This window comes from Arthrobacter sp. YAF17 (assembly GCF_052113365.1).
Classification (GTDB): Bacteria; Actinomycetota; Actinomycetes; order Actinomycetales; family Micrococcaceae; genus Arthrobacter.
On the sequence record NZ_JBFRDB010000001.1, the window covers coordinates 370,974 to 393,476 of the forward strand.

23 protein-coding genes are annotated in these 22,503 nt (G+C 67.4%); 20 read left to right on the top strand and 3 right to left on the bottom strand.

The genetic code is table 11. The features are described from left to right. Positions 1–48 precede the first annotated feature (48 nt). Entirely contained in the window at positions 49–1,353 is a 1,305-nt protein-coding gene (locus AB4Y67_RS01785) for a M20/M25/M40 family metallo-hydrolase (protein WP_441404096.1), read from the top strand. Positions 1,354–1,372: 19 nt separating this feature from the next. Further along, positions 1,373–2,533 carry an acyl-CoA dehydrogenase family protein gene (locus tag AB4Y67_RS01790; protein ID WP_441404097.1) on the top strand — a complete coding sequence of 387 codons (1,161 nt, stop codon included), beginning with the start codon at positions 1,373–1,375 and terminating at the stop codon, positions 2,531–2,533. Here the strand turns inward: AB4Y67_RS01790 and AB4Y67_RS01795 are convergent. Next, positions 2,530–2,763, bottom strand: coding sequence for a DUF5703 family protein (locus AB4Y67_RS01795; RefSeq protein ID WP_024366712.1), 234 nt, complete (start codon positions 2,761–2,763; stop codon positions 2,530–2,532). The genes AB4Y67_RS01790 and AB4Y67_RS01795 overlap by 4 nt on opposite strands. Before the next feature lie 39 nt (positions 2,764–2,802). Between AB4Y67_RS01795 and AB4Y67_RS01800 the strand changes: the two genes are divergently transcribed. Further along, entirely contained in the window at positions 2,803–3,069 is a 267-nt protein-coding gene (locus AB4Y67_RS01800; RefSeq protein ID WP_224046513.1) for a hypothetical protein, read from the top strand. A gap of 34 nt (positions 3,070–3,103) precedes the next feature. Here the strand turns inward: AB4Y67_RS01800 and AB4Y67_RS01805 are convergent, their stop codons facing one another. Next, positions 3,104–4,039 (bottom strand): aldo/keto reductase, encoded by a 936-nt coding sequence (locus AB4Y67_RS01805; RefSeq protein ID WP_441404098.1) that lies wholly within the window; start codon positions 4,037–4,039, stop codon positions 3,104–3,106. Positions 4,040–4,091: 52 nt separating this feature from the next. Here AB4Y67_RS01805 and AB4Y67_RS01810 point away from each other — a divergent pair, with 52 nt between their 5' ends. Together AB4Y67_RS01810 and mshC are read left to right on the top strand one after the other, a co-directional pair. Beyond that, complete coding sequence (locus AB4Y67_RS01810) at positions 4,092–4,925, top strand: undecaprenyl-diphosphate phosphatase (RefSeq protein WP_441404099.1); 834 nt, start codon at positions 4,092–4,094, stop codon at positions 4,923–4,925. Positions 4,926–4,940: 15 nt separating this feature from the next. Continuing rightward, positions 4,941–6,221, top strand: a complete 1,281-nt coding sequence (mshC, locus tag AB4Y67_RS01815; protein ID WP_441404100.1) for a cysteine--1-D-myo-inosityl 2-amino-2-deoxy-alpha-D-glucopyranoside ligase — start codon at positions 4,941–4,943, stop codon at positions 6,219–6,221. 24 nt (positions 6,222–6,245) lie between these two features. Here the strand turns inward: mshC and AB4Y67_RS01820 are convergent, their stop codons facing one another. Beyond that, positions 6,246–7,151 (bottom strand): PAC2 family protein, encoded by a 906-nt coding sequence (locus tag AB4Y67_RS01820; RefSeq protein ID WP_441404101.1) that lies wholly within the window; start codon positions 7,149–7,151, stop codon positions 6,246–6,248. Between the two features lie 130 nt (positions 7,152–7,281). Between AB4Y67_RS01820 and AB4Y67_RS01825 the strand changes: the two genes are divergently transcribed. The 15 genes from AB4Y67_RS01825 to tatC all read left to right on the top strand — a co-directional run bounded on the left by AB4Y67_RS01825 (position 7,282) and on the right by tatC (position 22,492). Beyond that, positions 7,282–8,031 carry an HAD family hydrolase gene (locus AB4Y67_RS01825; protein ID WP_441404102.1) on the top strand — a complete coding sequence of 250 codons (750 nt, stop codon included), beginning with the start codon at positions 7,282–7,284 and terminating at the stop codon, positions 8,029–8,031. Beyond that, a complete protein-coding gene (locus AB4Y67_RS01830; protein WP_441404103.1) occupies positions 8,024–9,232 on the top strand; it encodes a site-2 protease family protein in 1,209 nt (402 codons plus the stop codon). The genes AB4Y67_RS01825 and AB4Y67_RS01830 overlap by 8 nt, the downstream gene beginning before the upstream one ends. 127 nt (positions 9,233–9,359) lie before the next feature. Beyond that, complete coding sequence (locus AB4Y67_RS01835; RefSeq protein ID WP_441404104.1) at positions 9,360–10,433, top strand: tRNA (adenine-N1)-methyltransferase; 1,074 nt, start codon at positions 9,360–9,362, stop codon at positions 10,431–10,433. Between the two features lie 82 nt (positions 10,434–10,515). Then, on the top strand, positions 10,516–12,309 hold the full coding sequence (arc, locus tag AB4Y67_RS01840; protein ID WP_441404105.1) for a proteasome ATPase: 1,794 nt from the start codon (positions 10,516–10,518) through the stop codon (positions 12,307–12,309). Between the two features lie 53 nt (positions 12,310–12,362). Next, positions 12,363–13,973, top strand: a complete 1,611-nt coding sequence (gene dop, locus AB4Y67_RS01845) for a depupylase/deamidase Dop (protein ID WP_441404322.1) — start codon at positions 12,363–12,365, stop codon at positions 13,971–13,973. 89 nt (positions 13,974–14,062) lie between these two features. Next, positions 14,063–14,266, top strand: coding sequence for a ubiquitin-like protein Pup (locus tag AB4Y67_RS01850; RefSeq protein WP_441404106.1), 204 nt, complete (start codon positions 14,063–14,065; stop codon positions 14,264–14,266). A gap of 89 nt (positions 14,267–14,355) precedes the next feature. After that, on the top strand, positions 14,356–15,186 hold the full coding sequence (prcB, locus tag AB4Y67_RS01855; RefSeq protein ID WP_441404107.1) for a proteasome subunit beta: 831 nt from the start codon (positions 14,356–14,358) through the stop codon (positions 15,184–15,186). A 1-nt stretch (position 15,187) separates the two neighbouring features. After that, positions 15,188–15,895 carry a proteasome subunit alpha gene (prcA, locus tag AB4Y67_RS01860; RefSeq protein ID WP_441404108.1) on the top strand — a complete coding sequence of 236 codons (708 nt, stop codon included), beginning with the start codon at positions 15,188–15,190 and terminating at the stop codon, positions 15,893–15,895. A gap of 1 nt (position 15,896) precedes the next feature. Continuing rightward, complete coding sequence (gene pafA, locus AB4Y67_RS01865) at positions 15,897–17,261, top strand: Pup--protein ligase (protein ID WP_441404109.1); 1,365 nt, start codon at positions 15,897–15,899, stop codon at positions 17,259–17,261. Between the two features lie 110 nt (positions 17,262–17,371). Beyond that, positions 17,372–18,304 (top strand): FKBP-type peptidyl-prolyl cis-trans isomerase, encoded by a 933-nt coding sequence (locus tag AB4Y67_RS01870; RefSeq protein WP_441404110.1) that lies wholly within the window; start codon positions 17,372–17,374, stop codon positions 18,302–18,304. A 44-nt stretch (positions 18,305–18,348) separates the two neighbouring features. Next, positions 18,349–18,744 (top strand): FKBP-type peptidyl-prolyl cis-trans isomerase, encoded by a 396-nt coding sequence (locus AB4Y67_RS01875; protein ID WP_224046527.1) that lies wholly within the window; start codon positions 18,349–18,351, stop codon positions 18,742–18,744. 138 nt (positions 18,745–18,882) lie between these two features. Further along, positions 18,883–20,913, top strand: coding sequence for a helix-turn-helix transcriptional regulator (locus AB4Y67_RS01880; RefSeq protein WP_441404111.1), 2,031 nt, complete (start codon positions 18,883–18,885; stop codon positions 20,911–20,913). Positions 20,914–20,939: 26 nt separating this feature from the next. Continuing rightward, positions 20,940–21,344, top strand: a complete 405-nt coding sequence (locus tag AB4Y67_RS01885) for a hypothetical protein (protein WP_441404112.1) — start codon at positions 20,940–20,942, stop codon at positions 21,342–21,344. A 35-nt stretch (positions 21,345–21,379) separates the two neighbouring features. Beyond that, positions 21,380–21,649 (top strand): Sec-independent protein translocase subunit TatA, encoded by a 270-nt coding sequence (gene tatA, locus AB4Y67_RS01890; RefSeq protein ID WP_441404113.1) that lies wholly within the window; start codon positions 21,380–21,382, stop codon positions 21,647–21,649. A 48-nt stretch (positions 21,650–21,697) separates the two neighbouring features. Continuing rightward, positions 21,698–22,492, top strand: coding sequence for a twin-arginine translocase subunit TatC (tatC, locus tag AB4Y67_RS01895; protein WP_441404323.1), 795 nt, complete (start codon positions 21,698–21,700; stop codon positions 22,490–22,492). Positions 22,493–22,503 lie beyond the last annotated feature (11 nt).

A 22,503-nucleotide genomic window follows, 5' to 3' on the forward strand; every position in this document is an offset into this window, starting at 1 on the left:
TGGGTAGGCTGAAGCCAGCAACAGAGCCGACGCCACGAGGAGTGAAACATGACTGATATCAGGCCCGAGGACGAAGTCGTTCGAATCTGCCAGGAACTGATCCGGATCGACACGTCCAACTATGGCGACGGATCCGGCCCGGGGGAGCGGGCGGCTGCCGAATACACCGCGGGGCTGATGACGGAAGTGGGGCTGGACGCCGAAATCTTCGAGTCCGCCCCGGGCCGCGCCAGCGTGGTGACCAGGCTCGCCGGCGAGGACCCGTCCGCCAGCGCCCTGGTGGTCCACGGGCACCTGGATGTTGTCCCCGCGCTCCGCGATCAATGGTCGGTGGATCCCTTTGGCGCCGAACTCAAGGACGGCATGATCTGGGGCCGCGGCGCCGTGGACATGAAGGACATGGACGCCATGATCCTCGCCGTCCTGCGGAATTTTGCCCGGACCGGCCGCAAACCCAAACGAGACCTGATCTTCGCGTTCTTCGCCGACGAGGAGGCCGGCGGCACCTACGGCGCCCGCTATGCCATCGAGAAGCGGCCCGAACTTTTTGACGGCGCCACCGAGGCCATCTCCGAAGTCGGCGGCTTCTCCGCCACCATCGGCGGCCAGCGCACGTATCTGCTCCAGACCGCCGAGAAGGGCCTGTCCTGGCTCCGCCTGGTCGCCCACGGCCGCGCGGGCCACGGCTCCCAGATCAACACGGACAACGCCGTTACCCGGCTGGCCAGCGCCGTGTCCCGCATCGGGGAATACCGGTGGCCGGTGGAACTGACCCCTACCACCCGGCAGTTCCTCGACGGCGTGACGGAACTCACGGGCGTCGATTTCGATCCGGACGATCCGGACAAGATCCTCAAGGAACTCGGCACCGTGGCCCGCTTCGTCGGCGCCACCCTGCAGAACACCACCAACCCGACCCTCCTCAAGGGCGGCTACAAGCACAATGTGATCCCGGAGTCGGCCGAGGCCCTCATCGACTGCCGCACCCTGCCCGGCCAGGAGGAGCACGTCCTCGAAAAGGTCCGCGAACTCGCCGGCAAGGGTGTGGACGTGAGTTACGTGCACAACGACGTCTCGCTGGAGGTCCCGTTCGCGGGGAACCTGGTGGACTCCATGATCGACGCGCTCCACGCCGAGGACCCGGGAGCCAAAGTCCTGCCCTACACGCTCTCCGGCGGCACGGACAACAAGTCCCTGAGCCGGCTGGGCATCACTGGCTACGGCTTCGCCCCGCTCCAGCTCCCGGACGAGCTGGACTTCACCGGGATGTTCCACGGGGTGGACGAACGCGTCCCCACCGAATCCCTGAAATTCGGCGCCCGCGTGCTGGATACCCTGCTCACCAACTACTGAGCCCTGAGAGACACCGCCGATGCGCCCTGAAGACGTCCTGCCCGAATCCCTCCTCGAACGGATCCGCGGCCGCGCCGCCGGCTACGACCGGGACAACGCCTTCTTCCACGAAGATCTGGAGGAGCTGGCTGCGGCCGGCTACCTCAAGATTTTTGTCCCGGCGTCCGACGGCGGACTCGGGCTCGGGCTGTCAGCGGCGGCGCAGCTGCAGCGGAGGCTGGCGACGGCGGCCCCGGCCACCGCACTGGCCGTCAACATGCACCTCGTGTGGACCGGCGTCGCGCACGTCCTGGCCGCCCGCGGTGACTCCTCGCTGGATTTCATCCTCAAGGAGGCCGCGCAGGGCGAGATCTTCGCTTTCGGCAACTCGGAGACGGGGAACGACTCAGTGCTCTTCGACTCCCGCACCTCCGCGGTCCCGCAGTCCGGCGGCGGTTACTCCTTCACCGGCCGCAAGATCTTCACGAGCCTCTCGCCGGCATGGACCCGGCTGGGGATTTTCGGCAAGGACACCTCGGCGGCGGACGGCGAGGGACAGCTGGTCCACGGCTTCATCACCAGGGACACCCCCGGCTACGAAATCCTGGCCGACTGGGACACGCTCGGCATGCGGGCCAGCCAGTCCAACACGACGGTCCTGGACGGTGCGGTAGTGCCGGCGGAAAGGATCTTCCGGAAACTCCCGGTGGGCCCGAATGTGGACCCGCTGATCTTCGCCATCTTCGCGTGCTTCGAGACGCTGCTGGCCGCCGTGTACACGGGCCTCGGCGAACGGGCCCTTGACCTGGCGGTCGACGCGGTGAAGCGGCGGACGTCGTTTAAGAACGGCGGGCGCAGCTACGCCCAGGATCCGGACATCCGCTGGAAGGTCGCGGACGCCGCGATGGCGATGGACGCGCTGTACCCCCAGCTGTCCGGCGTCGCCGCGGACGTGGACGCGCTGGCCGAGCATGGCAGCCAGTGGTTCCCGAAGCTGGTCGGAGTGAAAGTCAGTGCGACGGAGACGGCCCGAACGGTGGTTGACCTGGCGGTCAGGGTCTCCGGGGGATCGAGCTACTTCCGCGGTTCCGAGCTGGAACGGCTGTACCGCGACGTGCTGGCGGGAATGTTCCACCCCTCAGACGACGAATCGGCGCACAACACGGTGGCCAACGCCTGGCTGGGACCGCTCGAACCCTAGACGGTCCTTTGGACCTGCGTCACCCGGCGGCGCAGCCAGAAACGGCGGCCCCCGCCCAAATACAGCACGCTGCGCTCAAGTTCCCACTTGCCGTACTCGGAGTGCTCGACCAGGCGGCGGCGCGCTTCCGGCAGGGAATCCTCAGGGCTGACCGTCAGTACGAGGTACTCGTACTGCCTCACATAGTCCCGTTCCCGCCGGACCGAGCTGCTGAGAAAATGTTCCTTCATTGCTCTCCATTTTCTTCCTTTTCCGGCTAACGTGAAGTCATGAGCATCGATCCGCGTGTCGCGCTTCAATCCCTGACGGCTGCCCTGGAAGAACACCTCGCTGCTGCGTCGGCACGCCGGGGAGATGGGGATCCCGCGGTCGAGGCAGCGTTTTTTGCCGTTGCTGATGCCTTTGAAGTCTACGACGATTCGCTCTACGAAGCGTATGGCGAAGTGACGCCCCTCGAGGTGATCGATGACGACAGCGATGAGGACGAGGAAGAAGACGTCGACGACGAGGAAGACCTCGAAATTCTCCAGGACTAGATCCGGCCGATAGCCAGGGCACTGACCATTCCGCTCAGGCGGGGTTCGACACGTCCTCCAGCGCCTGGGCGATCTGCGGCGGCAGCGGTGCCAGGGTCGAATCCAGGATCTCCTTGAGCTGCACGGGCGTGCGGGCGCCCACGATCGCAGTCGCGACGCCGGGCTGGGACAGCAGCCAGCTCAGCGAGACGTCCAGGGACGTCCGGCCCAGACCCTTCGCCGCCATGGCCACGGCCTCCACCACACTGGACGCGGCACCCTCCAGGTACGGCTCCACGTAGCCGGCCAGCCGCGTACTGGCCGCCCGCGAATCCGCGGGAATGTTGCCGCGGTACTTGCCGCTCAGCACGCCGCGCCCCACCGGGCCCCACGCCATCAGGCCCAGTCCGGCGTCTTCGACGGCTGGAATGAGTTCAGCTTCGGGGGAGCGGTGGAGGAGGGAGTACTCCGACTGGTTCGCGATCAGCGGGAAGCCGGCCACTGCGGCGGCCTTCGCCGTCTGCCAGCCGTTGAAGTTGGACACGCCGGCGTAGCGGGCGCGGCCCGAACGCACTGCATATTCAAGCGCGGACAAGGTCTCTTCCAGCGGAACGTTGGGGTCCCAGGCGTGGGCGAACCAGAGGTCCACATAGTCGGTACCCAGCCGGGCCAGGCTCGCGTCCAGGCCGGAGAGCATCCCGTTCCGTGAGGTGTCGACCCCGCGCCGGCCATCCGAAAACGAAAGTCCGGCTTTGGTGGAGATGACCACTTCGGAGCGGGCCACGACGTCGCCCAGCATCCCGCCCAGCATCGCTTCGGCCTGGCCGTCGCTGTAGGAAGCAGCGGTGTCGATCAGGGTCCCGCCGCCGTCGACAAAGGTGCGGAGCAGGGCCGAGGCATCCTGCTCATCGGTTTCCCGGGCCCAGGACATGGTGCCGAGGGAAAGGGAGGACACACGCAACCCACTGTTGCCGACATAACGCTGCTGCATGTCAGCAAGCTTACGGGGATTCGGAATGTTTCATGACGTAGGGTCTATATACGTGAACTGGTTTGAAGCGGCCTTTTTGGGCCTTGTGCAGGGGCTGACCGAATTCCTCCCGATTTCCTCGAGCGCCCATCTGCGGATTGTGGGCTCGTTCCTCCCGAACGCCGCGGACCCCGGCGCGGCGTTTACCGCCATCACCCAGCTGGGCACGGAAACCGCCGTCGTGGTTTATTTCTGGCGCGACATTGTGCGGATCGTCAAAGCCTGGGCCGGATCCCTGACCGGCAAAGTCTCCCGGCAGGACCCCGACGCCCGGATGGGCTGGCTGGTGATCCTGGGCAGCCTGCCGATCATCGTCCTCGGGCTGCTGTTCCAGGACCAGATCGAGTCCGTGCTCCGCAGCCTCTGGATCGTCGCCACCATGCTGATTGTCTTCGGCATGATCCTCGCCGTCGCCGACGCCGTCGGACGCCAGGACCGCGACCTGACCCAGCTGACCTATAAGCACGGCATCCTGTACGGCCTGGCGCAGGCCCTGGCCCTGATCCCGGGCGTGTCCCGCTCCGGCGGCACCATCACCGCGGGCCTGCTGATGGGCTACACCCGTGAGGCGGCGGCCCGCTACTCCTTCCTGCTGGCCATCCCGGCCGTGTTCGGCAGTGGGCTGTACCAGCTCTACAAAGTGGTCTCCAAGGACGGCATCACCGGGCCCTACAGCCTCCCGGAAACAGCCCTCGCCACGGCCGTCGCCTTCGTTGTGGGGTACATCATCATCGGCTGGTTCCTGAAGTACGTCTCGACCCACAGCTACCGGCTTTTCGTCTGGTACCGGATCCTGCTCGGCCTGGCCCTGTACCTGCTGCTCGGTTTCAACGTCATCAGCGCCTAGCACTAGGCTTGGTCTGTGAAGTCTTGGATCTCCCGCCCCGTTCCCCAGCTCCCGGGCAGCATGCCTGCCCTCCGCCTCTTCGACACCGCCAAAGGCAGTGTTGTTACCCTCGGCGCAGCCGGCGAACAGTCCATGTATGTCTGCGGAATCACCCCGTATGACGCCACCCACATGGGCCACGCGGCCAGCTATGTCGCGTTCGACCTGCTCAACCGTGCCTGGCGGGACGGCCGGCAGACGGTCTCCTACGTGCAGAACGTCACCGACGTCGACGACCCCCTGCTGGAGCGCGCGACGGCGACCGGCGTGGACTGGCGTGACCTCGCCGCCAGCCAGATAGAACTTTTCCAGACGGACATGGCAGCCCTCAATGTGCTGGCCCCGGACCGGTACGTGGGCGCCGTGGAGGCCATCCCGCTGATCGTGCCGGCCATCGAACAGCTGCTGCAGCGGGGTCTGGCCTACCGGGTGGCCGGCGGCGCCGGCGAGCCTGACGGGGACGTCTATTACGACGTCGAAGCCGCCGGCAAGCACTCTGCCGAGGCCACGGATGCCTGGACGCTCGGCGCCGTCTCCGGATTGTCCGACGCCGAGATGCTGGAGCTCTTTGCCGAACGCGGCGGCGATCCCGGCCGTGCCGGCAAACGCCAGGCGCTGGACCCGTTGCTCTGGCGGGTGGCCCGCGACGGCGAACCCAGCTGGCCCGGCGGAGAACTGGGGGAGGGCAGGCCCGGCTGGCACATCGAGTGCACGGTCATCGCCCAGAAGTACCTCCCCGCCCCGTTCACGGTGCAGGGCGGCGGCTCGGACCTGATCTTCCCGCACCACGAGATGGGCGCCGGGCATGCCTACTCGCTGTCCGGTGTGCCGCTGGCACAACACTTCGCGCACGCCGGCATGGTGGGCCTCGACGGAGAGAAGATGAGCAAGTCCAAGGGAAACCTGGTCCTTGTTTCCAAGCTCCGCGCCGCCGGCGAGGAACCCGCCGCAATCCGGCTGGCCATCCTGGCCCACCACTACCGCAGCGACTGGTCCTGGACCGATGCCGGGTTCGCCGCCGCCAAGGAGCGGCTCCGCATTTGGCGGGAGGCCCTCGCCGCTGCGCCCGCCGGCTCAGCCGCCGGGCTGGTGTCCCGGATGCGGGCCGAACTGTCGGATGACCTGAACGCCCCGGGGGCCGTCGCCGCCGTGGATGCCTGGGCACAGGCCGCGGTCTCAGCCGGCCACGAGGCGTCGCCGTCGGACGCGTCACTGGTGAGCGACGCCGTCGACGCGCTGCTCGGCGTCGAACTCTAGGAGCGGAAGCCCCGGCGCCGAATGCTAGGGCTTGTCCTTGCCGCGGCGCTTGAGGTAACGCTCGAACTCCCGGGCGATTGACTCGCCGCTGGCCTCCGGGAGGTCGGCGGTGTCCTTCGCTTCCTCCAGCTGGCGCACGTACGCCGCGATCTCGGGGTCTTCGGTGGCGAGTTCATCGACGCCGCGCTCCCACGCGTCGGACTCCTCGACGAGTTCCTGGGTGTCGAGCGGGACCTGCAGCAGTTCCTCGATCCGGTGCAGCAGCGCGAGCTGCGCTTTGGGGGAGGGCGCCTGCGCCACGTAATGCGGCACGGCGGCCCACAGCGAGACGGTCGGCAGCCCGGCCAGCAGCGCGACCTCCGCGAGGACCCCGACGATCCCCACCGGCCCCTCGTACTGCGAGGCCTCGAGGTCCATCCGCTCCCTCAGCGCAGGGTCATCGGTGGAGGCACTCACCGGAATCGGCCGGCTGTGCGGCACGTCGGCCAGGAGGGCGCCGACTAGGATCACGTAGTCCACGTGGAGCGCCTCGGCATGGACCAGAAGTTCGGCGGTGTACGCACGCCACTTGTAGGACGGCTCCGTGCCCTGGACRAARATGACGTCCACGTTGGACTCGGGAACACTCGCCTTGAAGATCCGGGTCGAGGGCCACTTGATTTTCCGCTCACCCGACGCCGTGCGGCGGATCGTGGGCCGGGTGAACTGGAAGTCGTAGTATTCGTCGGCGTCGATCGAACCGGCTTTCTTGCCGCCCCAGAGCTTGTTGAGGTAGCGCAAGGCATCGCTCGCAGCCTCCCCGGCGTCGTTCCAGCCTTCGAAGGCCGCCAGCAGCACCGTGATGCGCTGTCCCTCGGGTACGGGCTGCAGCAGCCGTTCCGGCTCGGGCACGTCGCCCGTTTCCGTGGGGTCTACCTCGAAGCTATTCATCTCTTCACCCTACGTCCAAGGACCCGGAGCACGCATGGAATGAAGCGCCGGGAATCGCCGTCTCGTGGCCGATATTCGCCGTAGGCGTAGTATCCGGCCCCTGACAGCACGGCGCCGTAGACTGGAAAACATGCAATCCTCAGCTTCCCAGCCCCTCCTCAAAGCCGCGCTCTGGGACATGGATGGCACCATTGTCGACACCGAGCCGTACTGGATCGAAGCGGAACACGCCCTGGTCACCGCGCACGGCGGGCAGTGGTCCCACGAGAAGGCCATGCAGCTGGTGGGCCAGTCCCTCGTCTTCTCCGCGGGGATCCTGCAGGAAGCCGGCGTCGCGCTGGAGCGCCGGGAAATCATCGACATCCTGACGGCCGAAGTCATCCGCCAGGTCCGCACCTCCGTGCCGTGGCGGCCGGGCGCCCGCGAACTGCTCGAAGAACTCCACACCGCGGGCATCCGCTGCGTCCTTGTGACCATGTCCGAGGCCCCGCTGGCCCGGGAGATCGTGGCCAGCCTGCCCAGGCCCTACTTCGAGTTCTTGGTCACCGGCGACACTGTCACGCAGGGCAAGCCGCATCCCGAGGCCTACCTCACGGCGGTCGGACTGCTGCAGGAGCAGGACCCTGACCTCGGCCTGCACCACTGCATCGCACTGGAAGACTCCAAGCCGGGCGTGGCCGCCGCCGTCGCCTCCGGGGTGCCGACCGTCGCCATTCCCCACATCGCACCGTTGCCGCACGATCCCCGCCATGCCATGTGGGACACCCTGGAAGGGCGTACTGTGGCCGACCTCGAAGAGCTCGTCGCCCTGCGCCACGAGTTCCCGGAAGCCACCTTCGGCCTGGCCCGCGGCTCCGCGCCGGAGGCGGTCCATGACTGACACCGACACCCAGGGCCGCAGCGGCCAGAACCCCCGGAAACAGGGCCGCAAGGAGGGAATCCCGCTGGGCCGCATCGCCGGCATCCCCGTGATCCTCGCCTACTCGTGGTTCATCATTGCGGCGTTCACGGTGATCGCGTTCGGGCCCGTCCTGCAGAACGACTATCCCCGCCTCGGCGTCACCGCCTTCTTCGTCGCCTTCGCCTACGCGCTGCTGCTGCTGGTCTCTGTCCTCGTGCATGAGCTCGCGCACGCCCTGACCGCCAAGCTGTTCCACTGGCCCACGGAGAAAATTGTCCTCAACCTCTGGGGCGGCCACACCGAGTTCCAGAGCTTCACGGCCTCTCCTGGCCGCTCCGTCCTGGTTGCGATGGCGGGACCGGCCGCGAACTTTGTCCTTGCCGGCGCAGGCTGGCTCCTGCTGACCGCCGGCGACCTCACCGGGGTACCCGGAATCCTGACCAATATCTTTGTCTGGGCCAACCTGCTGATCGGCATCTTCAACGTCCTCCCGGGGCTGCCGCTGGACGGCGGCCGGCTCGTCGAATCAGCCGTCTGGAAGTTGACCGGAAGCCAGGAAAAGGGCACCGTGGCTGCCGGCTGGGGCGGCCGCATCATCGTGATCGCCCTCGTGGCCTGGTTCGTGGCCCTGCCGCTGCTCAGTGGCGGCGAGCCGGACCTGTTCATGGCGCTCATCACCCTCCTTGTGTGCAGCTTCCTCTGGATGGGTGCCAGCGCCTCAATCCAGCAGGCCCGCCTGCGGGGCCGGCTGCCGGGCGTGGAAGCCGGCGCCCTCGCCGAGCCCGCAGTGGGCCTCCCGGAGTCGGCCACCGTGGCCGATGTGCTGGCGCTGGCACCGGATCCTGCCACCGGGACGGCTCCCGCCGTCGTGCTGTACCGCCATGACGGACGTCCGTCTGCAGTGGTCGACGCCGGTGCCCTCGCTACGGTTCCCGCGGCCGCCACCGCCGCCACACCCCTCACGGCCGTGTCCTACGCCCTCGGTGCGGGAGCCTACGTGCCCGAGTGGTCCAAGGGACAGGAACTGATCCAGTACCTGTCGCAGCTCGAGGGCATGGAGTACGCCGTCGTCGACCGGGACGGAACCGTCACCGGCCTGCTCCGGCAATCCGCCGTCCTGGGCGCCCTCACGGGCAAGGGCGACGGCGCCGGCAAGCGGATGTACGGCCAAAGCCGGTAGAGTTACCTGCCGGTCGTGTATTTCCGGCCTTGCATTTCCCATCAGGGGTTCAAGCCCCGGGCACGAGCCGCTGGCACGCCGGCACCATCCGCGGCCACACAGCTTTACAGGAGCGAGGAACATTTTCATGAGCAGCGACACCGCCGCAGGCACCAGCCCGGACGACACCGGAACAGCCGGCCGCGCAGCAACGATTGCTACCGCCGCCCCGGTCGGCGCCGCGCGCCGCCGCGGACCCTTCCGGGAAGGCGAGCGCGTGCAGCTCACCGACGAGCGCGGCCGCATGAACACGATCAGCCTCGAAGCCGGCGGCGCGTTCCACACGCACCGCGGCTTCCTGAACCACGACGAAATCATCGGCAAGCCGGACGGCTCCGTGGTGGTCAACAACGTCGGGCAGCAGTACCAAACGCTGCGGCCGCTGCTCTCGGACTTCGTCCTCTCGATGCCCCGCGGCGCAGCCGTCGTCTACCCCAAGGATGCTGGCCAGATCGTCACCATGGCGGACATCTTCCCCGGCGCACGCGTCGTGGAAGCGGGCGTCGGCTCCGGCGCCCTGTCCATCTCGCTGCTCCGCGCGGTCGGGGACAACGGATACCTGCACTCCTTCGAACGTCGGGAGGAATTCGCTGACATCGCCCGCGGCAACGTCGAGACGATCTTCGGCGGCCCGCACCCGGCCTGGCAAATCTCCCTCGGCGATTTCCAGGAGGAAGTGGTCCGCACCGAAGAGCCCGGCTCCGTGGACCGCGTGGTGCTGGACATGCTGGCCCCGTGGGAATGCCTCGACGCCGTCGCCACCGTGCTGGCACCGGGCGGCGTGTGGATCAACTATGTCGCCACCGTGACGCAGCTGTCCCGGACCGCGGAGGCCATCCGCGCCGACGGCCGCTTCACCGAACCCGACGCCTGGGAATCCATGGTCCGCGGCTGGCACCTCGAGGGCCTGGCAGTCCGCCCGGACCACCGGATGGTCGCCCACACCGGCTTCCTGCTGGTCACCCGGCGGCTGGCCGACGGCGTCACGGGCATCTCCGTGAAGCGCCGGCCCTCCAAGACCGACTTCAACGAAGAGGACGTCAACGCCTGGACGCCCGGGGCCGTGGGGGAGCGCGCCGTCTCGGACAAGAAGCTGCGCCGGGCCGCCCGGGACGCCATCGCCGGAACCAACGTCAAGGACGATCCGGATATTACGAAGTAGTCCGTATTTCGGAAGACTCCAGCGGCACCCGGCTTCTTGGGGCTAATGTCTTAATAGAAGCGTAGGAAGGGGCTGATGCACGATGGAGACTCCGAACACCGATCCGGGCCTGACACCGGCAGAGGACGCGGCAGCAGCCGCGGGACAAACGCACGCCGACGCTGACCGCTACGGCGCCGGCGAACTGTCCGTGGCCGAGCGGCAGGTCAATATCCTCCGGGACAAACTCCGGCATATTGACCGCCAGCTCGCCGCCGCCACGCAGAACAACTCCAAGCTCGTGACCATGCTGGAGGCTGCCAAGCAGGAAATCCTCCGGCTGAAGAACGCCCTCGACCAGGAGGGCCAGCCGCCGTACAGCTTCGGCACGGTGCTGCAGCTGAACCCGAAACGCCACCCCGCCGCCGGCAACGGCGGCCAGGCCGTCACCGAAGAGTCCGTGGACATCTTCAACGCCGGCCGCAAGATGCGCGTGGGCATCAGCCCGCTGGTCAACATGAACCAGCTGGCTGTCGGCCAGGAGGTCCTCCTCAACGAGGCCCTCCTGGTTGTCGCCGGGCTGGGCTACGAGCGGGCCGGGGACCTGGTGACGCTCAAGGAACTGCTCGGCGCGGACCGTGCCCTGGTGGTCGGCCGCGCGGACGAGGAACGGGTTATCCGTCTCTCCGGGCCCCTGCTCGCGCAGAAGCTCCGCGTCGGCGACGCTCTCTCGATCGATTCCCGCACCGGTTACGCCCTCGAGAAGATCCCGCGTTCCGAGGTCGAGAACCTGGTCCTCGAAGAAGTTCCGGACATCACCTACCAGGACATCGGCGGGCTGGGACCGCAGATCGAACAGATCCGCGACGCCGTGGAACTGCCGTTCCTGCACCCGGACCTCTACCGTGAACACGGCCTCAAGGCACCCAAGGGAATCCTGCTCTACGGCCCCCCGGGCTGCGGAAAGACGCTGATTGCCAAGGCCGTCGCCAATTCGCTAGCGGCCCGGGCCGCCGAGCRCACCGGCAAGACGGACATGAAGAGCTACTTCCTGAACATCAAGGGCCCGGAGCTGCTGGACAAGTACGTCGGAGAGACCGAACGGCACATCCGGCTGATCTTCGCCCGCGCCCGTGAAAAGGCCTCCGAGGGCAGCCCCGTGGTGGTGTTCTTCGACGAAATGGACTCGCTGTTCCGCACCCGCGGCACCGGCATCTCCTCCGACGTCGAAACGACCATCGTCCCGCAGCTGCTCAGCGAGATCGACGGCGTCGAGCGCCTCGACAACGTGATCGTGATCGGCGCGTCGAACCGCGAGGACATGATCGACCCCGCCATCCTGCGGCCGGGGCGGCTGGACGTCAAGGTCAAGATCCACCGCCCCGATGCGGAGGCCGCGGCCGACATTTTCAACAAGTACATCACCGCCGACCTGCCGTTCCACGAATCCGATCTCGCCGAGCACCACGGCGATGTCCAGGCCACCGTGGATGCGATGGTGCAGCGCACCGTCGAGGCCATGTACTCCACCGAAAAGTCCAACGAATACCTCGAGGTCACGTACGCCAACGGCGACACCGAAATGCTCTACTTCAAGGACTTCAACTCCGGTGCCGTGGTGCAGAATGTCGTGGACCGGGCCAAGAAGTACGCCATCAAGGACCTGCTCACCGTGGGCCAGAAGGGCATCCGGATCGACCACCTGCTGCGCGCCGTTGTCGACGAGTTCCGCGAGCATGAGGACATGCCCAACACCACCAACCCGGACGACTGGGCACGGATCTCGGGCAAGAAGGGCGAACGCATCACCTACATCCGGACCATCGTCCAGGGCAAGGCGGGGCAGGAGCCCGGCAAGTCCATCGAGACGATGCCGACCACGGGCCAGTACCTGTGACGGCAGTTCCCGGCCGGCCGGCCGCCGATTCCGGGCTGCCGGCCGGCGGAGCCATGCGGGTCATGGGGTCGGAGACCGAGTACGGCATCCACGCACCCTCCGCCCCCGGGGCCAACGCCACTATGATGTCCGCGCGGGTGATCCAGGCCTACGCCCAGGTGACACGGCAGCGCGCCGCCGGCGGCGCCGAAACCCGCTGGGACTACACCGACGAGGAACCGCTGCATGACGCGCGGGGCTGGACGCTGGAGCGCAGCAAGGCCGACCCCGACCAGCTGACCGACCAGCCTCCCGTCCTCGACGCCGAGGCTGTCGCCCTCGCCTACGGGCGGCAGGAACTGGAGGCCGACGGCGAGGACGAATCCGGCGCGCTGCTGATGAACATGGTCCTCGGCAACGGCGCCCGGTTATACGTCGACCATGCCCACCCCGAATACTCCAGCCCGGAAGTGACCAACCCGCGCGACGCCGTCGCCTGGGACGCGGCCGGAGACCTCGTGGCCCTGGCGGCGGTGCGCCGGCTGGCAGGGGACCMTGAACTGCCCCCGGTCAATCTGTACAAGAACAACACCGACAACAAGTCGGTGTCCTACGGCTCCCACGAGAACTACCTCATGCCCCGCAATGTGCCGTTCGGGGACATCGTGCGCGGCCTCACACCCTTCTTTGTCACCCGCCAGATCATCTGCGGGGCCGGCCGGGTCGGCATGAAACAGGACGGCTCCCGGCCCGGCTACCAGATCAGCCAGCGGGCGGACTTTTTCGAGACCGAGGTGGGCCTCGAGACGACCATCCGCCGCCCCATCATCAACACCCGCGACGAACCCCACGCGACGGCGGACAAGTACCGGCGGCTGCACGTCATCATCGGCGACGCCAACCTCAGCCAGGCCTCCAACTACCTCAAATTCGGCACCACCGCGATGGTGTTGAGCCTGATCGAGGCCGGCCTTGCGCCCCGGCTCGAAGTCCATGAGCCGGTGGCCGCGCTGCAGGCCGTCAGCCATGACACCTCACTCACGGCCACCTTCCGGCTGCTCGACGGGCGGCGGATCACCGCCCTGGACCTGCAGTGGATCTACTACGAAGCGGCCGCGAAGCACGCCCAGGACACCGGCGTCGCCGACGCCGTGGACGGGGACGGCCACACCCACCAGGTGTTGGAACGCTGGCAGGCGACGCTGACGGAGCTGGGCAGCGACCGGGCGGCAGCGGCGTCCTCCGTGGAGTGGCTCGCCAAGCTCTCGCTGCTGGACGGCTACCGGGAACGCGACGGACTCGACTGGGGCCACGCACGGCTGGGCCTCGTTGATCTGCAGTGGGCGGACATCCGGCCCGAAAAGGGACTCTATTACCGACTGCTGGCACGTGACCGCATGCAACGGCTCGTCGACGACGGCGCGATCCAGCGGGCGGTCACCGAACCGCCGTCGGACACCCGGGCGTTCTTCCGGGGCCGCTGCGTCAGCCGCTTCGGGGCCGACGTTGTCGGCGCCAGCTGGGACTCCGTGATCTTCGATGTGCCCGGCCGCGGCAGGCTTCAGCGGGTCCCCACCCGGGAACCGCTGCGCGGAACCGAGGCTCTCACCGGGGGTCTCTTCGCCCGTCACCGCGAAGCCGGACCGTTCCTCTCCGAACTGCTGGGACTCCCACCGGGTTCCTAGGGACAAAGAGCCCCGCAGCGGCCCCGGGCGTGGCAATATGGCTTACAGGATGTCCCTCGCGCAGACGGGACGGACAGAAGGAGAAAACAATGGCAGGCCAGGAGCAACAGCAGCCGCAGCCGCGGGACACCGAGGTCGACGAGGACATCCCCGCCGCCCCGCCGGCCCCGGCGGAGGGACAGGCATCGGCCGCCACCCAGGGCGTCGACGATCTGCTCGATGAGATCGACGGTGTGCTGGAGTCCAACGCCGAAGAGTTCGTCCGGGCGTTCGTCCAAAAGGGCGGCCAGTAGGCCGGCCGGACCACGGCGGCCCAGGGGTTGCGCCGACACGGGGCTGAGTGCCGGAAGTCGTTGATTCACTACGTTGAGGGAGTGCACCAGTGCAGGAAACCACAGCCAACCAGGTAGCAGCCAACGCCACGTCCTCCTTCACCGAACATCTGCAGCGCCAACGTCCCGATCTGCTGCCGTTCGGCCAGCACCTTGGGGCGGGAGCGGCCGCAATGGGCACAGCACAACCCCTGCAGGCGCCGCACGGGACCACGATCGTCGCGCTGGGTTATGCCGGCGGTGTGTTGATGGCAGGGGACCGGCGCGCCACCATGGGCAACGTCATCGCCAGCCGGCACATCGAGAAAGTCTTCCCGGCGGACCAGTTTTCGGTGCTCGGCATCGCCGGGACCGCGGGCATCGCCCTCGACATCACCCGGCTCTTCCAGGTCGAACTCGAACACTACGAGAAGATCGAGGGGACACTCCTGAGCCTGGACGGCAAGGCCAACCGCCTCGGGGCCATGATCCGCAGCAACCTGCCGATGGCCATGCAGGGACTCGCGGTGGTGCCCCTGTTCGCGGGCTTCGACCGGCCGGCCGGCGTCGGACGGCTCTTCTCCTATGACGTCACCGGCGGCCGGTATGAGGAGCAGGAGCACCACTCCGTCGGTTCGGGCTCGATGTTCGCCCGCGGCGCGCTCAAGAAACTCTGGCGGCCCAACCTCACCGAGGAGGAGGCCGTCGCCGTCGCGGTCGAGGCGCTCTACGACGCCGCCGACGACGACTCCGCCACCGGCGGCCCRGACCCCGTCCGGCAGCTCTGGCCGGTGGTCTACATCGTCAACCGAACAGGTGCCTTCCGGGTTCCGGAGCGTGAGCTCGCGGCGAGGGCGGCGACCATCATAGAGTCCAGGGCCGCGGCCCAGCGGGAGGCCTGAGATGACCCAGCAGTTCTACGTATCGCCCGAACAACTGATGAAGGACCGCGCGGACTTCGCGCGGAAGGGCATCGCGCGCGGGCGCTCCGTGGTGGTCATCAGCTGCCGCGACGGGATCGCCCTCGTGGCCGAGAACCCGTCCCCCTCGCTGCACAAAATCGGGGAAATCTACGACAAGATCGCGTTCGCGGCCGTGGGGAAGTACAACGAATTCGAAAGCCTCCGCCAGGCCGGGGTGCGGTACGCCGACGTGCGCGGCTACTCCTACGACCGGGAGGACGTTACGGCCCGGGGCCTCGCCAGCGTCTACGCGCAAAGCCTGGGGGCGGTGTTCACGGCCGAACAGAAGCCCTTCGAGGTTGAACTGGCCGTGGCCGAGGTGGGGAACTCCCCGGAAGCGGACCACCTGTACCGGCTGACCTTCGACGGGTCGATCGCCGACGAGAACGGCTTCATTGTGATGGGCGGCCAGGCGGACAAGGTCTCGGAAGCAGTCGCAGCGGGCTGGCGGGGCGAACTCGACTTTGCCGGCGCCATCAGGCTGGCCCTGGCCGGCCTCGTCGCGGACAAGGAAACCACCACGCTGCCGGCGTCGGCGGTGGAGGTGGCCGTGCTGGACCGCGGCTCGGAAAGCAGCCGCGGCGCCCGCCGCGCTTTCMGCCGGCTTGAGGACGCAGACATCACGGCATTGCTGGCTGAGGAGAACTGAGATGGACAAGCGTATTTTCGGCATCGAAACCGAGTTCGGGATTTCCTATTCCAGCCCGGAGTCCCGTCCGCTGGCCCCCGAAGAGGTGGCCCGCTACCTGTTCCGCAAGGTGGTCAGCTGGGGGAGGTCCTCCAACGTGTTCCTGACCAACGGGTCCAGGCTGTACCTCGACGTCGGATCCCACCCGGAGTACGCCACCGCGGAGTGCGACGACCTCGCCCAGCTGATCGCGCACGACCGGGCTGGGGAACTGATCCTGGACGACCTCGTCGACGAGGCGCAGGAACGGCTCGCGGCGGAGGGTTTCAACGGCACCGTCTACCTTTTCAAGAACAACACCGACTCCGCCGGGAACTCTTACGGCAGCCATGAGAACTACCTCATCCCGCGGCGCGGCGAATTCTCCCGGCTGGCCGAGATCCTGATCCCGTTCCTGGTGACCCGGCAGCTGATCGCGGGCGCCGGCAAGATCCTGAAGACCCCGCATGGAGCCACGTTCGCGTTCTCCCAGCGCGCCGACCACATCTGGGAGGGCGTCTCCTCCGCCACGACGAGGTCCCGCCCGATCATCAACACCCGCGACGAGCCGCACGCCGACGCCGAGTTCTACCGCCGGCTGCACGTGATCGTGGGCGATTCCAACATGTCCGAGACCACCGCCCTGCTCAAGGTCGGGACCGTCGACCTGATCCTGCGGATGATCGAGGCCGGGGTCATCATGCGCGACATGCGGATGGAGAACCCCATCCGCAGCATCCGCGAAATCTCCCATGACCTCAGCGGGCGCGCCCTGGTCCGGCTCGCCAACGGCCGGCAGCTCACCGCCCTGGAAATCCAGCGCGAATACCTGGGCAAGGTCACGGCGTTCGTCGCGGAAAACGGCGCCCACAATGCGCACGTACCGCTGATCCTGGACCTCTGGGAACGCACACTGGACGCGATCGAGAGCGGCGACACCAGCAAAATCGACACCGAGGTGGACTGGGCCATCAAGAAGAAGCTCATGGACAACTACCGCGAACGGCACAACCTGGGCCTCGACGCGCCCCGGATCGCCCAGCTGGACCTGACCTACCACGACATCTCCCGGACCCGTGGCCTCTACTACCTGCTGCAGTCCCGCGGGGCCGTGCGCCGCGTGGTGGACGATACCGCCGTCAAGGACGCCGTGGACGCACCGCCGCAGACCACCCGCGCCAAGCTGCGCGGCGACTTCGTCCGCCGGGCGCAGGAACTGGGACGCGACTACACCGTGGACTGGGTGCATTTGAAGCTCAACGACCGCGCCCACCAGACCCTTTTGTGCAAGGACCCGTTCCGCAGCGTCGATGAGCGCGTGGATGCCCTGCTGAACTCTATGGGCTGATACCCAGCTTTCCGCGTTATTCTGGAATGGTGCCGTTCGCGGCCAACGCTTGCTTTGCCGCTGGCAACTGCCCGGCGAGGCGTCCACCCTGCCCCGACGAAAGTTCTTAAGTGCGCCGACTACTAGCAATTCTTCTTCCCGGACTGCTGCTGCTGACTGCTTGCGGCGGCGGTGAACCTGCCGCCCCGGAACCCACCAGCCAGTCCGCCGGTGAGACCGCCAAGCTCGACTCCGTCAAGCTGACGGAGAACGGCGACAAGAAAGCGCCCGGTGTTGAATTCGCCAAGCCCCTCGAGGTCAAGGAACCCACTGTCAAGGTGGTCACGGAGGGCGGCGGCGACCGGGTCAAGCCGAACCAGATCGCTTCCATCTCCATCGTCGCCCTCAGCGGCAAGGACGGCTCCACGCTGGAGGACACCTTCCCGAAGGATCCGGAAGAGCTCGAACTGAACGACGAGCTCAAGACCAGCAGCGCCGTCATCTATAACGCCTTCGTGGGCGCGAAGGTGGGCTCCCACCTGGCCCTCGCCGTACCCGGCGCCGCAGCTACCGCCGGCGCCGAGGCGCAGCCCACCCAGCTCCTCGTCGTCAAGGTGCTCTCCGCCAAGGACGCCCCGCCGGTCCTGGACAAGCCCGAGGGTGAAACTGTCACCCCGCCGGCAGGCCTGCCGACCGTCAAGGACAACGACAAGGGCATCCCGGAAATCTCCGTCGAGGGCGTCGCCGCCCCGACCGCACTCGTGTCCCAGGACCTCATCAAGGGCAAGGGCCCGCAGGTCAAGGAAACCGACACCCTCACCGTGAACTACGTCGGCGTTGCACTGGCCGGCGGCAAGGTCTTCGACTCCAGCTTCGACCGCGGACAGAAGGCCACCTTCCCGCTCACCGGAGTCATCAAGGGCTGGACCCAGGGCCTGGCCGGCAAGACTGTTGGCTCCCGCGTCCTTCTCGTCATCCCCCAGGACCTTGCCTACGGCGCGGAAGGCCAGGGCGACGCTAAGGGCGACCTCGTCTTCGTCGTCGACATCCTCGGCGTCAAATAACCACCCCATGCAGCACCACCACCCAAGCCAACGAAGGAGCAACCATGTCATTTGGACAGCGCAACATCGACCGCCAGAAGCCGGAAATTGAGTTCCCCGAAGGCGACGTGCCCACCGAGCTGGTCATCACCGACCTGATCGAAGGCGACGGCGCCGAAGCCAAAGCCGGGGACACCGTCTCCACCCACTACGTCGGCGTGGCCTGGTCCACCGGCGAAGAGTTTGACGCCTCCTGGGGCCGCGGGGCACCGCTGGACTTCCGCGTCGGCGTCGGCCAGGTCATCCAGGGCTGGGACCAGGGCCTGCTGGGCATGAAGGTCGGCGGCCGCCGCCGGCTGGAAATTCCCTCCGAGCTGGCCTACGGCTCTCGCGGAGCCGGCGGAGCGATCGGCCCCAACGAAGCCCTGATCTTCGTCGTCGACCTCGTCGGCGTCCGCTGAGCACCTAGGACACTTCAACGGCTGCCGTCCTCACCGGCCGCGGCCTGATGCACAGAGCGCGGTAACAATCGGAAAAGTTCTCCCGGTTGTTACCGCGCTTTTGTCAGTTTCGGGCAGGGACTTTAGTACCCTTGCGGGGTGTCCGCCTCACGTACAGAACGCCTCCTGAACCTGCTCATCGCCCTGCTCAACACCACCTACGGCCTGCGCCGCAGCGAGCTGCGGGACAAGGTCTACCGCGACAGCACCAGCACCGACGTGGCCTTCGGTCGGATGTTCGAACGCGATAAGGGCGAGCTGCGGCACTTCGGCTTCGAGGTCGAGACCGTCACGGACAAGGGCTGGGGGTCCGACGATCCGGCGACCACCCGCTACCGGATCGGCAAGGAATCCAACCGGCTTCCCGACGTCAGCCTCACGCCGGCCGAGTGCACCGTCCTCATCCTCGCGGCCCAGCTCTGGGAGCACGCGGCCCTCGGCTCGGCCGCCGTCAACGCGGTGCGCAAGCTCCAGGCCTCCGGCGGACTCGTCGACGCCGAGCTCCCTGCCGGCGTTCAACCACGGATCCGTCCCGCCGGCCAGGCCTTCGAAGACCTGGTCACTGCCATGCACGCCCAGCACCCCGTGAGCTTCCGCTACCTTGCCGGGAGCACGGGCAAGGAGGAAGAGCGCCTGGTGGAGCCGTGGGGCCTCGGCAGCCGCTTCGGCCAGTGGTACCTCGTTGCCCAGGACAGGACCCGCGGGGACAAGCGTTTCTTCCGCCTCTCCCGCCTCACCTCCGCAGTAACCGTGCTGGAGAAGGAAAGCTTCACGCCGCCGGCGGATTTCAATGTGCGTACCGAGCTGGCCTCACTGGCGGAGCTGCCGGTGAGGACCGCCGTCCTGGACGTCCAGGCGGGCAGGCTGCACGGCCTCCGTACCCGGGCCCTCAGCGCTCCCGTTGCGGAGCCCGGGGCCGGACTGCCCAAAGCGGGCCGGGACCGCCTCAGCGTGCCATACCGGGACGCGGAGACCCTGGCCGAGGAGCTCGCTTCCTACGGGCCGCGGGTCCGTGTGGTGTCCCCGCCCGAGCTCGTTACGTCCGTGCGGCGCCGCCTGGCGGCCGCCGAACGTTTCGCCTCGGCCCCTGTCCCGCCGGTCGCTTTCCCCGCGGTCTCCGCCACTGCCGTCTTCCCCGCTGTTTTCCCCGGTGGGGGGGCACCCCGCCGCGGCCGTAAACGCACCTCCGAGGACCAGCTGGCCCGGATGCTGCAGCTCGTGCCGTTCCTGGTGCACAACCAGGGCCTCCACATCAGCGAAGTGGCCGCAAACTTCGGGATCACCCGCAAGGAGCTCGAGGCGGACCTGCGGATCCTGATCTGCTCCGGCCTGCCCGAGGGCTACCCGGACGACCTGCTGGACATCCAGTGGGACGACGACCACGTCACCATCACGCAGGACCTCGACCTGAAACGGCCGGTCCGCTTCACCGTCGAGGAGGCCTGCGCCCTGCTGACCGGGCTGGAAACGCTCAACGGCCTGCCCGAACTTGCCGAAGGCGGCGCACTGGAATCCGTCACGCTTAAGCTCATGGCGGCGGCGGGGGAGGAGGGGCTCAAAGCTGCAGCGCTGTCCGCCCCCGAGGTGGGACCCGGCAACTCCGCCGCCCTGGAAACGGCGCGGGAAGCGATCCGGACGGGCGCCCAGCTGCGGCTGCGCTATTTCTCGCCGCTCCGGGATACTGTCTCCGAACGTGACATCGACCCGCTGCGGCTCTATTCGCTGGACAACACCTGGTATCTCGAGGCTTACTGCCATTCCGCACAGGGCCTGCGCAACTTCCGGCTGGACCGGATCGAGGCGCTGGAACCCAACGGCCTGCCCGTCTCGGAGTCGGCCACGCCCGGCGACAGTTTCCCCGTCAAGCTCTTCACCCCCAACGACGACGACGCAGTGGTAGTGGTTGAACTCACCCGCCGCGGCACGGGCCTCGCCGATGAGTACTACGCGGAGCGGACGGCGGAGCTGCCCGACGGCGGGCTCCTGGCCGAGATCCGCTTCGGCAGCACCGACTGGCTCCCGATGTTCGTGGCCCAGCACGGCGGGACCGCACGCATTGTCGAGCCGGAAGAGCTGGCGGCGACCTCCCGCCAATGGCTGTCCGCCGCCCTCGCCCAATATGAAGACTAGCCAGCGCGGCGGCTAGACTACTCAGCATGCCTTGGTGGTCCTGGATCGTGATTTGGATAGCGCTTGTCGCGCTGTCGCTGTTGTTCTTCGTTGTGCTCGGCGTCCGGCTGTACCGGCAGTTCATGGCCGCAGCCAAGGAGCTCGGGGAGGCGGGGGAGCGGTTCTCCGCCATCCCGTCCGGCCCGGGCACCTTCGGTTCAACCGCTGTTCATGTCGGCCGCGTAGGCTCGGACGGCGATGACGCGGGGGACGGATCCGGCCCTCTGCCGGAACCCGGATCCGCCGTTTTTGCCTCACCCGTGCAGATGGGACATGATTACCGCGCATCCAAATTCGCCCGTCGGGAAGCCCGCCGCAGGCGGCGCGTCCAGCGCAAGACGGACCGCGGCCAGCCCCAAAGGCTGCGCGACATCGAATTCAAAGAGACATAGACGTAGGATGTATTTCAACGAAAGGACCTCCCGCCATGAGGCTTGAAGGCTGGCATCTCATCATCATCATCATTCTGGCATTGGTGCTGTTCGCTGCACCGAAGCTGCCCGGCATGGCCCGGAGCCTCGGCCAGTCGATGCGCATCTTCAAGTCGGAAGTCCGGGAGATGAAGAAGGACGGCACCACGGACGCCGCGGACGGCTCCGACCCCGTTGAGGGCCGTGTCGTGAACCACCCGAAGTCAGCCGGTACGGAGACCCGCACCGGAGACGGAACCGACGTTCCGCCGCCGAACCGCGCCTAACACCGCGTGGCAGTAACCATGAGCCGCCGGTCGAACCCCGAGGGGAGGATGGCGCTCCTCGACCACCTGAAAGAACTGCGGAACCGCCTCTTCAAGTCGGCGATCGCCGTCATCCTCGGAACCGTCGTCGGGTTCCTCGTCTACCAGCCGATGCTCGCGGCGCTGATCAAACCGATCAGCGATCTCAACACGCATGAGGGCCGGCAGGCCACGCTGAACTTCGACGGCGTCGCGAGTTCCTTCGACCTGATGATCCAGGTGTCCGTCTTCCTGGGCCTGATCGTCGCCAGCCCGGTCTGGCTGTACCAGCTGTGGGCCTTCATCGTCCCCGGCCTGCACAAGAAGGAACGGCGGCTCGCCCTGTCCTTCGTGGCGGCCGCAGTCCCGCTGTTTGTGGGCGGCGTCCTGCTGGCCTGGCTGGTGCTTCCAAACGCCGTCCGGGTGCTGACCGATTTCACCCCCACCGGGGGCTCCAACTTCATCAGCGCCCAGGTGTACCTGTCCTTCGTGCTGCGGCTCCTGCTGGCGTTCGGCATAGCCTTCCTGTTGCCGGTGATTCTGGTCGGCCTGAACCTGGCGGGGATCGTCAAAGGCAAGCAGCTCGTCAAGAGCTGGCGGATCACCGTATTCCTCGTCTGCCTCTTCGCCGCCATGGCTGCGCCGGGGGCGGACGCGATGAGCATGTTCTACCTTGCCGGCCCCATGCTGCTGCTCTTCTTCGCCGCCATCGGTCTGTGTTTGCTCAACGACCGCCGGCGCGAACGGCGCGCCGTCAAGCGGGCCGCCGAGACCGAAGCCACGGCGGACCAGGCGACTCCCAGCTCCGAGCTGGGGAATCTCTAGCCCAACGCGCA

Coding starts and splice junctions, on each gene's coding strand:
- AB4Y67_RS01800 (WP_224046513.1), top strand. CDS start 2,803: ATGAGCATCGATCCGCGTGTCGCGCTTCAATCCCTGACGGCTGCCCTG.
- AB4Y67_RS01850 (WP_441404106.1), top strand. CDS start 14,063: ATGGCAGGCCAGGAGCAACAGCAGCCGCAGCCGCGGGACACCGAGGTC.
- AB4Y67_RS01885 (WP_441404112.1), top strand. CDS start 20,940: ATGCCTTGGTGGTCCTGGATCGTGATTTGGATAGCGCTTGTCGCGCTG.
- AB4Y67_RS01795 (WP_024366712.1), bottom strand. CDS start 2,763: ATGAAGGAACATTTTCTCAGCAGCTCGGTCCGGCGGGAACGGGACTAT.
- pafA (WP_441404109.1), top strand. CDS start 15,897: ATGGACAAGCGTATTTTCGGCATCGAAACCGAGTTCGGGATTTCCTAT.
- AB4Y67_RS01835 (WP_441404104.1), top strand. CDS start 9,360: ATGAGCAGCGACACCGCCGCAGGCACCAGCCCGGACGACACCGGAACA.
- AB4Y67_RS01805 (WP_441404098.1), bottom strand. CDS start 4,039: ATGCAGCAGCGTTATGTCGGCAACAGTGGGTTGCGTGTGTCCTCCCTT.
- AB4Y67_RS01785 (WP_441404096.1), top strand. CDS start 49: ATGACTGATATCAGGCCCGAGGACGAAGTCGTTCGAATCTGCCAGGAA.
- AB4Y67_RS01875 (WP_224046527.1), top strand. CDS start 18,349: ATGTCATTTGGACAGCGCAACATCGACCGCCAGAAGCCGGAAATTGAG.
- tatA (WP_441404113.1), top strand. CDS start 21,380: ATGAGGCTTGAAGGCTGGCATCTCATCATCATCATCATTCTGGCATTG.
- AB4Y67_RS01830 (WP_441404103.1), top strand. CDS start 8,024: ATGACTGACACCGACACCCAGGGCCGCAGCGGCCAGAACCCCCGGAAA.
- AB4Y67_RS01825 (WP_441404102.1), top strand. CDS start 7,282: ATGCAATCCTCAGCTTCCCAGCCCCTCCTCAAAGCCGCGCTCTGGGAC.
- AB4Y67_RS01790 (WP_441404097.1), top strand. CDS start 1,373: ATGCGCCCTGAAGACGTCCTGCCCGAATCCCTCCTCGAACGGATCCGC.
- tatC (WP_441404323.1), top strand. CDS start 21,698: ATGGCGCTCCTCGACCACCTGAAAGAACTGCGGAACCGCCTCTTCAAG.